This is a genomic window from Marinagarivorans cellulosilyticus, from assembly GCF_021655555.1.
Classification (GTDB): Bacteria; Pseudomonadota; Gammaproteobacteria; order Pseudomonadales; family Cellvibrionaceae; genus Marinagarivorans; species Marinagarivorans cellulosilyticus.
This window is the reverse complement of sequence record NZ_AP023086.1, coordinates 3,067,924-3,079,511: the sequence shown is the minus strand read 5'-3', so window position 1 is coordinate 3,079,511 and position 11,588 is coordinate 3,067,924. Positions and strand designations below refer to the sequence as shown.

General features: G+C 47.1%; 10 protein-coding genes. 1 reads left to right on the top strand and 9 read right to left on the bottom strand.

Annotated elements, in window-relative coordinates; all coding sequences use genetic code 11:
• Positions 1–48: 48 nt before the first annotated feature.
• From MARGE09_RS12345 to MARGE09_RS12335, 3 genes are read right to left on the bottom strand one after another with little or no spacing between them, the layout of a single operon-like run.
• Entirely contained in the window at positions 49–2,070 is a 2,022-nt protein-coding gene (locus MARGE09_RS12345) for a flotillin family protein (protein ID WP_236982331.1), read from the bottom strand.
• 58 nt (positions 2,071–2,128) lie between these two features.
• Complete coding sequence (locus tag MARGE09_RS12340; RefSeq protein WP_236982328.1) at positions 2,129–2,809, bottom strand: DUF1449 domain-containing protein; 681 nt, start codon at positions 2,807–2,809, stop codon at positions 2,129–2,131.
• A 41-nt stretch (positions 2,810–2,850) separates the two neighbouring features.
• Positions 2,851–3,540, bottom strand: a complete 690-nt coding sequence (locus MARGE09_RS12335; protein ID WP_236982326.1) for a PspA/IM30 family protein — start codon at positions 3,538–3,540, stop codon at positions 2,851–2,853.
• A gap of 405 nt (positions 3,541–3,945) precedes the next feature.
• Between MARGE09_RS12335 and MARGE09_RS12330 the strand changes: the two genes are divergently transcribed.
• Complete coding sequence (locus tag MARGE09_RS12330) at positions 3,946–4,683, top strand: PRC-barrel domain containing protein (RefSeq protein ID WP_236982324.1); 738 nt, start codon at positions 3,946–3,948, stop codon at positions 4,681–4,683.
• A gap of 3 nt (positions 4,684–4,686) precedes the next feature.
• Here the strand turns inward: MARGE09_RS12330 and MARGE09_RS12325 are convergent, their stop codons facing one another.
• The 6 genes from MARGE09_RS12325 to MARGE09_RS12300 all read right to left on the bottom strand — a co-directional run bounded on the left by MARGE09_RS12325 (position 4,687) and on the right by MARGE09_RS12300 (position 11,255).
• Positions 4,687–5,274, bottom strand: a complete 588-nt coding sequence (locus MARGE09_RS12325; protein ID WP_236982322.1) for a nucleotidyltransferase family protein — start codon at positions 5,272–5,274, stop codon at positions 4,687–4,689.
• Complete coding sequence (locus tag MARGE09_RS12320; protein ID WP_236982320.1) at positions 5,271–6,275, bottom strand: XdhC family protein; 1,005 nt, start codon at positions 6,273–6,275, stop codon at positions 5,271–5,273. Before MARGE09_RS12320 ends, MARGE09_RS12325 begins: the two co-directional genes overlap by 4 nt.
• A gap of 4 nt (positions 6,276–6,279) precedes the next feature.
• A complete protein-coding gene (locus MARGE09_RS12315; RefSeq protein WP_236982318.1) occupies positions 6,280–8,529 on the bottom strand; it encodes a xanthine dehydrogenase family protein molybdopterin-binding subunit in 2,250 nt (749 codons plus the stop codon).
• On the bottom strand, positions 8,526–9,038 hold the full coding sequence (locus tag MARGE09_RS12310; protein ID WP_236982317.1) for a (2Fe-2S)-binding protein: 513 nt from the start codon (positions 9,036–9,038) through the stop codon (positions 8,526–8,528). Before MARGE09_RS12310 ends, MARGE09_RS12315 begins: the two co-directional genes overlap by 4 nt.
• A gap of 427 nt (positions 9,039–9,465) precedes the next feature.
• Positions 9,466–10,287, bottom strand: coding sequence for a D-hexose-6-phosphate mutarotase (locus MARGE09_RS12305; protein WP_236982316.1), 822 nt, complete (start codon positions 10,285–10,287; stop codon positions 9,466–9,468).
• A gap of 47 nt (positions 10,288–10,334) precedes the next feature.
• Positions 10,335–11,255, bottom strand: a complete 921-nt coding sequence (locus MARGE09_RS12300; protein ID WP_236982315.1) for a histone deacetylase family protein — start codon at positions 11,253–11,255, stop codon at positions 10,335–10,337.
• Positions 11,256–11,588: the final 333 nt, after the last annotated feature.

Genomic DNA, 11,588 nt, shown 5'->3' with positions numbered 1-11,588 from the left:
ACAGGAGGGCAAGCGCAAAAATAGCGCCCGCCCTTGATATGACAAGTATTAAACAGTTTCAGCGTCATCCGCTTTAGCGACTGGAGCATTTGGCGCACTGCCTTGACCATGGGTCGGTATTGGCAGCTTAATGCCCGCAAATCGTTCTAACAAACCCGCAATGGTGTCACTTTTACCGGCCAAGCCATCGATGGCTTTCCCCATAGATAATGCTTTACCGAAGTTGTTAAACAGGTGATCTTCGCCACCAACAATATCAATCTTGGCATTTTGCAGGGCTGTGGCCAATACTTCGGCATTTTCTTTCGCGATTTCTTTGCCTGCATCAATTGACGCTAAGGCCTCTTTCAAGGCCGTTTCTAACGTCATGCGGAACTCTTCGTGCGAACGCGCATCGGCACTCATCTTACTCATGGCATCGAATTTCTCGACTAAACCATCAGCCTCTGCACGGAATTGTTCACGGGTAACATTAGCGCCCGCTAAACCAATTTCACGATCAGATGTTGCTGTTGACTCACCTTTCGCAGAAATAACTTCAGCTTCTGCTTTACCAGATTGCAATAGAGCACTGGCTTGGGCGTCACCTTTAGACTGAATAACTATCGCCTCTGAATCACCTTTTGCTCTAATAACAGATGCTTGCGCAAGACCTTCTTTTTCCAAAGATTCCGCTTTAGCTGCCTGCACACTTGCCTCAGCAAGCCCTGGCGCCGCGCGTTCGACACGTAAAGCTTCAGCCATTTTCTTTTTCGCCTCTGCCTGTTTAGAAGCGGCTTCCAACTCGGCCTCTGCCATTGTCGTCACTTCTATAGCCTTGTGCTTAGCTGATATTTCTTCAGCTTCAGCCGCTTTTACTTGCTTGACTTTATCTTCTTCCGCATCAGCTTCAGCAGCCAACACTTTAACTTGCTTAAGGCGATCCGCCTCCGAAACTTCACGCACCTCATTAATGCGCTCTTCTTCAATAGCTACCGTTTTATCGACAGCAACACGCTCACGAATCACATTAGCAATTTCTTTACGCTCAACTTCAATGGCCTTCTCAGCTTCAATTTTTTGTATTTCAACTTCGCGCTCACGGGAAACAACTTCCAAAGCACGTGCGCGCGTCACTTTTTCTTCTTCAATAGCCACTGCACGCAAGCGATTTTGCTCCGCCACTTCTATTTCTCGGCGCTGGTTTTCAGTTTGCACTTGAAGATCTTGCTCCACTTGAATAGTGGTCGAGTCGGCACGGCGGCGCTCTTCTTCTTGTACCTTTTTAGTTTCTGCTTCCTCTCGAGCTTTTAAGGTCGCTATTTCGCGTTCTTGACGCGCCTCGGCATCGGCTTGTTGACGTTGGAGCTCCAACATTGCCTCTGTGGTCTCAACGTTCTTTTTCTTGATCGCCAACTCTTCATCGCGCTCAAGATTGTTGGTAAATACATTTTGGCTTGCGGTAAGTTCGGTAATTTTACGAATACCTTCGGCATCCAGAATATTATTCGGGTCTAGCGATACTTTGGGCGTTTGTTCAAGGTAGTCAATTGCAACATCTTCTAGTACATAACCATTGAGGTCATTGCCGATTACCTCAACAATTTTGTCTCGAAACTCCTGCCTGTCTTCAAACAACTTAACGAAATCAAGCTGCTTACCAACCGTTTTTAGCGCCTCCGAAAATTTTGCATTAAAAAGTTCATTCACCGCCGCCTTATCACTAGCGCGCGCAGAGCCAAGAGATTTTGCAACCTTAAGAACATCTTGCTCGGTTTCGTTAACGCGCAGGTAAAAAGCAACTGTGATATCGGCGCGCATATTATCGCGACAAATCAACCCTTCTTTGCCTCGGCGATCGACTTCTAAGGTAATCAGCGATATACGCATCAATTCCTTTTTGTAGATCAACGGATAAACAATGGCTCCGGTAAAATGCACTCGAGGCACCGCCCCAAGGCCGTTGACTATTAACGCCGTCCCCTGCTCGACCTTCACATAAAGCTTAATAAGCGAGATAAGCCCCATGATAATGAAAAAGACAACAACAGCCCCAACGAGGAGCCCTCCCATACCAGAAAAATCAGCCATATTAGTTCTCCATTGTAGAATTGGCTTTAAAACACATTAAATATTTATTGGAAATAAATTACTGAGCAGCTCCGCCAAGCGAGAATTCGGATTCTGCAATAACTTTATAAAAATTTTGCTCGGCAACGTATTCAAGCAAAATAACACGATCGTTACGCTTAAACACCGCACCATCAAAAGATCGGACTTTAAGAATTAGGCCTGCACCACCATCATTAAATTCTGCTTCGCCAAACTTTTCGTCCACCCGCGAAGTACGCACAACGGCGGCCTGCCCTAGGATTTTCTTTTGTATATCATTAGACATACTTTTAAATAACGAGCGCAACGGCTTAATCACCTGAGACGTTATGAGAATGGCAACGTAAAGCGATGCAGCAAAAATAGCGACGTTAGCGACCCAACGGATAGGCGCCATCAAATCAGATATCTGAAAAAAATAGACGCTATAAAAACTAACAAACCAGCCGAACAAGGCTATTAGCGTAATAATAATAGTGATAGGGACGCCATTTAAACCCAGCTTAAGCAGCACGGTGGAAACACCGTTTACCATACCCTCTTCGCCGCCGGTTTCTGCTTCGGGCAGATCGAGGATTTCGATATCAATCATTCCCATGATTGATATCGCCCAAAAAAGACAAGATACGATAAGAAAAAAACTAAAAAAGACAGTCGGAAAGCTACTGACATTTTGATAAAAGGGCGTCATGCCTTCGCTAAATAAGATGGCAAACATAATAACGAGACTCCTTGTACACGCCCTTTATTACAAGGGCTTTATTGTTGTTTGTTTTTCAGCCTAGCAAGCACGCTCTGTGCGCTATTGCCTGCCGGCGTTATACCTGCATCCTTAAGCTTCGCTTCAAGCCCATCACCCGATGTATCTCGCGCTAACTCGGCAGCGACTTTCATTTGAGCTGACTTCAAAGCTTGCTTTTCTTTAATTCGCTCTAGCGACTCCGCTGCCGTTAATAGCTTGGCGTTAGTCCCACTATGCTTAGCCGATACAGCAGCCTGTGCTTTTTGAACGCTTTCGGTCGCTTTAACCGTATCTACTTCGTGCTTAAGTTGCGCCAAATCATCGTCGGCTTTTTGAATGGCTTGGCGTAAATCCGAAGCACTGCTGGCATAGCTTTCACATGATGCACTTTCGTTAGCCAGCCGGTTTTCAATCTCAGCGATTTTTTGCGCAACTTCAGCCGCTAGGCTTTCATTGTCTTGCTCTAGCGCTTTAAGTGCATAGCTTTCATGCTCTGCAACTTTTTCACGTAATTGATTACATTTTTCTTCACTTACCTTTTGGCGCGCCATAATAGAAGCCAAACTGTCTTTCGATTGTTGTAACTCAACCGAAGCGTCACGAATTTCCTGTTCCAATATACGCAGCGCCTGGCTATCCACAATCGCCTCGCCAGCTTCATTAACGCCACCGCGTAACGCTGTTACCAATTTTGACCAAATATTCATTTGTTGTCACCTAAAGATAAAGAGTTAATAAGTTTGCGATTGGGTAAGGTAGCCAATTATAGGCTATTTATATCACGCTAAATCCAAACACCAATCCTTAGCAATACATCCATTTGTACCCACTGCCGGCACCCTGCCGATAAGCGCTTTGCATCCTCTCGCAATCCTTTGTGAATAACAAGCCTCACCACAACCGCAAAGCTAGATTACTATTATTACATGTAATGAGTCAACATCTTTCATGTAAGATTATTTGTCTTACCGCTTAGCTAATATCCGAAACCGGCACAATCCCTGCTACCTACGGGTAAGACTTGCTTTTACGCAAGCAACTAGCGGCCTTGATCAATAGTTAACCGACCATCCATCAAGGCCAACAGAGCACGCTAATCAAAGGAGACTCATATGTTTTACCCATATAAAGACCTCAAAGCACTGTCCGCCATCACCAGCGACGGAAGTCGCTTTAAGGTAAACGACATACTGTTTGATGACCTGCACTGGACAGCTAGGTACCTAGTGATCGACACGCATAACTGGCTTCCTGGCGGCAAAAAATTACTAATCAGCCCTATCTCCATCGATACTGTCGATGCTGACAACCAAGTTTTACAACTCAACATTAGCAAGGACCAGCTTTTGAATGCGCCGTCACTTGATGAGCACGCGCCAATCTCCAAGCATTACGAGAAAACATTCTTTCAATACTATGGTTATGGTTTTTACTGGATGTATGGAGGCATGTGGGGAGCAACAGCAAACCCCATGACACTGCGAGAGCCCATGAATACCGGCATTTCAGACGGTGAAAACGTTGATTACCATCTACGCTCAATTAACGAAGTGTTAGGCTACAAGCTGCACGCCAAAGACCGCAGTTTTGGCCACATCGAAGACTTTTTATTGAGTACCGAGCACTGGGCCATCGCCTTTATTGCCGCCAATACCCGAAATTGGCTACCCGGTGGCGAACACGTTTTACTGGCCCCCGACCACTTCACCAGCGTGGAATGGGCAGATCAAGAGATTATGCTCGGCATGACAAAAGAGGAAATAAAAAACAGCCCACCTTACGATCCGCTCCAACCGAATCGTTCAGCCATATTCGCACTAGAGCAACAAGCGCAACACAAAGTCAGCTAGTGCCTAAGGCTTATCGATACACCTGAGATCAGCAGGTGTATCGACATCTCTCAAAGCCGCTTGATCACCGGCTTTAAACGTCATCAGTGCTCGATCATCAATAAGACTGGCCGCTCCGCTATCACCCGTTAGCCCGCGTAATGCATGCACGTATGTCTTATCAAAAAAAACAGGGTGTCCGCGCCTCTCACCAATAATGGGCGCAACTTGCTTTGCAGTGCCAATACACGATAGTTGCCACACTCGCTGGTAAAGGCTTGTATCAATCCAAGGCATATCCCCCAAACAGACAATCCACCCCGCCCAATGCTGTGTTGCTGCAACGCCATAAGCGATGGACTCACCAAGCCCTGAGGAGTCGATCGGCATTTTGATAACGCCAACCCGCTTGCGCTCGGCAAGCGCTAACACTCCAAGCTTGGCTTCAGATGTTACGACACAAACCGGCGCCCCTACCGGTGCGATATGATCTAATACCTGACCGAGCACCGTCTGCACCGGCGTAAGCCTTGCCGTAAGCTTACAGCGGCCAAATCGGCGTGCATGACCTGCAGCTAGCACCAAGAAGCCTATGGGCGCTATTGCGCTCATAGAGCAACACCCGGTGCGACCTTGGAAGCCGCCATAGCGGATACACGCTGCGCCGAATAACATTGCACCAAGTGCGCGGCGATGCTCATCGCTATTTCGCTAGGCGTTTTGCTGCCAATATCAATGCCAATGGGGGCATGTAAACGCTGTAAACTTTGCACACTAAGGCCTAAACTTTGTAACCTTTGCAAACGTTTGTGCGATGTTGCGAGCGAGCCCATGGCCCCGACATAAAACGCCTTGCTCGGCAGCGCCTCTAACAATGCCATATCATCAATGCGCGGATCATGGGACACCGTCACAACCGCTGACTGCGCATCGCCAAAATCTTGAGCAACGAAACCATCTGGGTAAGCCGGCTTAAACGCGCAAAAATTGGCCTCAAACCAATACTGACCAACATCACTAGATGGGTCGCATACTGTCACGGCAAAATCTAACGCGCTCGCAAATTCAGCCAAGTGATATGCCGTAGGGTTTGCCCCTACAATGAGTAATTTGCGCGCAGGACCAGCAAAGTAACTCACGACATTATTTTCGTAATGCAAATCGAAAGAGGCTGAGCCTTGCCAGCGCCAATGACCATGCGTGACATCCACAAAGCGCGCTATACCTTGGCGACTGTTTAGCGCTCGCAAACACGCCTCCCAAGCGGTAATAGCTTCTTCCCCGCCACTTAATGGCTCAACTAAAACCGTTAATTTTCCACCACAAGGCAACTTAAAACGCTGGTCGCCTTTGCCACCGTAACTGAGCTGGCTGGGTCTATCGCTTGGCAATTCATCAGCGCGAATTTTTTGCAGGACATCCTCTTCAATGCAGCCGCCAGAAATAGAGCCCACCACCCCCGTCAAACCGGACCAAAACATCATCGAACCTGCAGGCCTAGGCGAGCTACCCCATGTTTCGATAACCGTTACTAACCACGCTTTAGGCGCACTTGTATCTTTTAGTGCAGATAAAATGGCAGCGATTAACTGCTGCGCTGACGAGCTCGCCACCCAACTACACCGTTAACACTTTATTCACCGGCAAGTCTCGGATACGGCGACCCGAGGCATGATAAATGGCATTGACAATGCTTGGTATAACCGGAGGCAACCCTGGCTCGCCAACGCCTCCAGGCGCCTCTTGGGATTTTGCAATATAAACAAACAACGGCGGGCACTGGTTAATACGCGTCGACATATAATCATAAAAATTATTTTGCTCGATAACGCCATCGTTTACCGTAATTTCACTGAGCAGTGCTGTACTCAAGCCCATAATCATCGCGCCTTCCATTTGCGAAACAATACGATCAGGGGTCACAGCTATCCCGCAATCAATAGCGGTATGCATTTCTAGCACCGTTAGTTTATCGCCGTCTACGCGCACCTTAGTGGCCGCGGCCACATAGGAATTAAAACTGTGCGCATAACTAATGCCCCAACCTTCATTTTTTTTCACTTTTTTATCTGCGCCAGATTCCTGAACCACGCGATTTAAAATTGCTTTCATGCGCCGTGTATCTAACGCGTGAAGCTGCGTTTTTTGGCCGTAATTATCCCATTCATCAAAACCTTCTTTTGCAGGGTCTACGATGCGATCTTTACCCAACAAGTTCAGCCACATTTTATGGGTTGAAATACCCGCCTTAGCCGCCAACTCGTCTACAAAACACCCCAATGCAAAAGCATTATTGATATTCGCCACCGAGCGAAACCAACCAATGCGCACATGCGTTTCCACATCGTGAACTTCACAGGATAAATGCTCAAGCTCAAAAGGAATATCAGCAAACCCTAGCGATAACTGGCCAAAACTGGGGCGCTTCGCCTCTAGATTAAAGGTCGCGCCAATTGGTGGGTAAGCAACGCGTTGCAGCCAGTAATCGGCACTTCCTTTAGCGTTGACTTCTGCCTTACAATAATTAGCCGATATTGAATGGTAAAAGCCATGTTTAACATCATCTTCTCGCGTCCATACCACTTTTACCGGCCGGCCTGCCGCCTTCGCTAACTCAACAGCTTCCAAGGTAAAATCATTTTTACCTTTACGCCCAAAAGCCCCGCCCATCGAAGCCATATTCACCGTCACTTTAGCGGCATCAATCCCCAACTCTTCAGCGATTAACCCTTTGGCCCACTGCGGCGCTTGTGTGCCCGTCCATACTGTGCACTCATCAGCACTAACAACTGCCGTGGCCGCTGGGGGCTCCATCGACATATGGTGATGGTAAGGCACGGTGTAAGTGGCCTCGACTGTTTTACTGGGGTTATAAGAATGCTGATAAACATCGCCTTCTTTGCGAACTTTATCACCTTGGGTATTCACCGCAGAAACCAGCTCGGCCAAGTATTCAGCTGAATTATGCTTTGCATTGAGAGCAACGCGCTTATCACTGGTATCCCATTGGATATCTAATTTTTTTCGCCCTTCATGAGCCGCCCAAGTATTGGTGGCCAACACCGCAACGCCAGAAACAGGCTTAACATTGGTCGGCAAGCTACGGTCTTTTAATTGAATAACATCAACCACACCGGCCACCTTTTTGGCCGCTGCAGTGTTCACGCTTTTAACTCGGCCACCCACAACAGGGGGGCGTTCGATACTGGCAATCAGCATATTAGGTAGCCGAACATCTTGTGCGTATACCGTTTTGCCACGGACAATGTCTTCTTGACCAGCCAACCGAACATCGCGCCCGATTAAAGAAAATTCAGCCGTATCTTTTAACTTAACCGATTCAATATCTGGCACCGGTAATTTAGCCGCTTGCTCGGCCAAATCGCCAAAAGCCAGAGCTTTTTTGGATTTAAGGTTAATAACTTGATGGCTCTGTGCTTTTACATCTTTCTTTTGAACCTGCCAAATATCCGCTGCCGTTTGCTCAAGCATGTCGCGCGCAACAGCTCCCATTTGGCGAAGATATGGAAAATGGTTTCGAATAGAGGCCGAACCACCTGTCGATTGATTACCGTATTTTGCATCCCCCTGGGCTTGCACTACAGATACACGCAGCCAGTCGGCGCCCAATTCATCGGCAATAATTTGCGGCACACTGGTTAAAATGCCCTGCCCCATTTCCGCGCGATGATTAACAATCGTGACATCACCTGTTTTTGCAATGCTAATAAATACACCTAAAGCAAAATCTGCTGATGCTTTATCGCCTGTGTCTGCCTGACCCAGCATTGGGGCCATCAATATTAAACCCGGCCCTTGCAGGCCGACTGTTTTTAAAATACTGCGCCGCGTAATTTTAGCAATCATGATTGCGCTCCTTGCTCTGTAGCTTGCACATTCACAGCCGAACGCTTCACTTCTTGAATTCTAACGCCAGCTTGCTTTATTGCCTTTTTAATGCGCGGATAAGTGCCGCAGCGGCAAATATTGCCCTGCATATGATTATTAATTTCATCGTCACTTGGGCTGGGGTTTTGGGCCAATAAAGCCGCGGCACTCATCATTTGGCCAGCTTGGCAATAACCACACTGCGGGACGTTATGATCTAACCACGCCTGCTGCACAGGGTGAAGCTCTGCCCCGTGGGCAAGCCCTTCAATTGTTGTAATGCTTTTTCCTGCCGCGACCGATAAGGGCGTAATGCACGAACGCACTGGCTCGCCATCAATGTGAACCGTACACGCTCCACACTGACCAGCACCACAACCAAACTTAGTACCGGTAAGCTGTTGTATATCGCGAATTGCATATAAAAGAGGCATGTTAGGGTCAGCATCTAACGCAACCGATTGGCCATTAAGCCTAAGCTTTAACATAAAAATCCTTGCTCTATTTTGAAGGATAAGCCGCGCAATACACTCACATAACGGCTTATAGAATATTGGGTAGTATTATCTAACGAATATTGCCAGCTAGTGACGACACCAAGCAACCAATACGGTTATTCCACATTAAGAACCTAACAAACCTTTAATACTCGCCAAACCAGCGCCGTCAGACACAGAGCCAGTGCAATAGTTCTCGGCAAGCAAGAAAATTCCCTCCATTAAAAAGCAATAACAAAGGGGCTTTATCAATTAATGAGAAAATGACACCGAGATCAAAAATTGCAAAGCGGTGTTTAAGATAAGCCAATTAACAACAAAAAAGGGTGGGATTTGAAACAATCTAGGCGCGCAAGCCAAACGAAATACCAACAAACAACACCACTGAGCATTTGTTGGTGTTCACAAAAAATATGTTTTAGTTTTTAACTAGCACTTCAATAGCCTGTATGCCCGACCATGTTGCACCTTTAGCAAGTTGAACAGGCTTGTCGACAATAGCCGCTTCCACACACAGCATACCGTGGTATTCATTATCACCCATATCTTTTAACCCTTTGGCGCCCTCTGGGCCAGGGTTCCACACCACTACATCGGTAAAGCCTCGTTTAGTAATTTTTTTGCTTAATGCTCCGTCATCTAAAACGAGCGCATCAGGCGCATCAAAATAGACACGATCTAGCGCACCATCAAGCGAAAGCACACTCTGTTCTGCTCGTTTTTTATCGCTTAACTCGGTGCCATTATCCCAGTAGGTAATACCGGATAAATCACTAACCTGCACATCGGTATACCGCGAAACGGCAAAATAAGTATGTAGCGCCCCGCTAAACTCAAAGGCTTTATCATCAGTATTATTGACGGTTAAGGCCATCACCAACTTTGTTGGCTCAAGCGTAACCGTTAGTAGGAGCTCAAATTTATGCGGCCAAAGCTCATGTGTTTTTTCATTATTGGCCAAGCTAAAAACGGCTTCGGTTTGATCATCGCTAATACTTTTCACTTGCCAATCGATATTGCGCGCAAAACCATGCTTTACACCAGAACCAAATGCCGCGAATTGAGGAAAGCAAACAGGCACGCCACCACGAATGGCTTTACCTGTCGAAAACTCGCTTTGCTTGGCTACAAACATTTGCTCCCCTAAGGCTTCACTCGGGACCCAAGATGTCACGTGCGCACCTTGATGGTAGATTGTTGCTTTGGCGCCAAAAGGAGTTACCAATTCTGTTTTTTGCATAATTCTGCCTTTACTCTCTTTGCAATAAATTCTGTGAATCCGAACAGCTAAAACCAACGATTCGCCTCCTCAACAACGATGGCATGGCGCTTAGCCAAAGCTAAGCTTGCATCGGCACGGCTCGAAAGGCCGTCATAATAGCCACCGCCGATCACAGTGGCTATAGGGATATTCCGCCTAACACATTCCTCTAGAACCAATTTGTCCCGCGCGCGAATGCCTTCTAACGAAATATTCAGCAAACCCAACGGGTCGTGCTCATAAACATCTACACCGGCATCATAAAAAACAAAATTGGGCTGAAATTGCTCCAGCACCTTGCTTAAGGCGTTATCGAGTACCTCTAAATAAACCCGATCTGTCGTTTTGGGCGCCAAACCAACGTCTAAATCGCTAACAGCTTTACGTGCAGGGAAGTTTTTTTCGCAATGCAGTGAAAAGGTAAACACGGAGGGGGTATTGGCCAAGATCGCCGCGGTACCATCGCCTTGGTGAACATCGCAATCCACAATAAGCACACGCTGAACTTTGCCTTGCGCAATCAATGCCTGCGCCGCTACCGCTAGATCATTAAAAATACAAAAGCCCGATGCATAATCGTAATGTGCGTGATGCGTGCCACCCGCCAAATGACAAGCAATACCTCGGTCCAAGGCCAATAATGCAGACAAGAGCGTGCCATTGGGTGAAATTAAGGTGCGCGCGACCAACGGCTTACTCCACGGCAAGCCCATTGTGCGCAACTGGGCTGGGGTTTGGGTGCCGGCGATAAAGCGTTCGATATAGTCACTATCATGCCCTAATGTCAGCAACTCTAACCTAGCGCGCCCTGGGCGGTATGTGTTTTTTGTAGTAGCAATGCCCTTTTCCTGTAAATAAGCGTGTAACAAGGCAAACTTATCCATCGGAAAGCGATGGCTTGCAGGGAATTCGAAGCTATAGCAAGGATGTGTTACAAGTGGCAACACCGCATTACCCTCTTAAAATCGCTAGTTTGCCACAGTGCGCGCTCTATACATGACAATGTCTTACAGCCTGTTTAGACACCCCCACCCTTTTAAGGTAAAATCCGCGCCCTCAATTGGACACTTCTAGGAAAACATGCTGAGTAGATCAGCATTATTGAATACACTTCGTGCGGAATATCGGTGTTCAACTACACTGCATGGCTTATTCATTGCATCTTCCCGATATTCGTACCACGATTGATAGCGTTACTGGATTCGTTATTAATGCCTCGGCAAACGTATTTGTTGCAAACAACGACAAAGCGTTAGCACGAGCAACCCATTACAAGAGAG

Coding starts and splice junctions, on each gene's coding strand:
- MARGE09_RS12345 (WP_236982331.1), bottom strand. CDS start 2,070: ATGGCTGATTTTTCTGGTATGGGAGGGCTCCTCGTTGGGGCTGTTGTT.
- MARGE09_RS12340 (WP_236982328.1), bottom strand. CDS start 2,809: ATGTTTGCCATCTTATTTAGCGAAGGCATGACGCCCTTTTATCAAAAT.
- MARGE09_RS12335 (WP_236982326.1), bottom strand. CDS start 3,540: ATGAATATTTGGTCAAAATTGGTAACAGCGTTACGCGGTGGCGTTAAT.
- MARGE09_RS12330 (WP_236982324.1), top strand. CDS start 3,946: ATGTTTTACCCATATAAAGACCTCAAAGCACTGTCCGCCATCACCAGC.
- MARGE09_RS12325 (WP_236982322.1), bottom strand. CDS start 5,274: ATGAGCGCAATAGCGCCCATAGGCTTCTTGGTGCTAGCTGCAGGTCAT.
- MARGE09_RS12315 (WP_236982318.1), bottom strand. CDS start 8,529: ATGATTGCTAAAATTACGCGGCGCAGTATTTTAAAAACAGTCGGCCTG.
- MARGE09_RS12310 (WP_236982317.1), bottom strand. CDS start 9,038: ATGTTAAAGCTTAGGCTTAATGGCCAATCGGTTGCGTTAGATGCTGAC.
- MARGE09_RS12305 (WP_236982316.1), bottom strand. CDS start 10,287: ATGCAAAAAACAGAATTGGTAACTCCTTTTGGCGCCAAAGCAACAATC.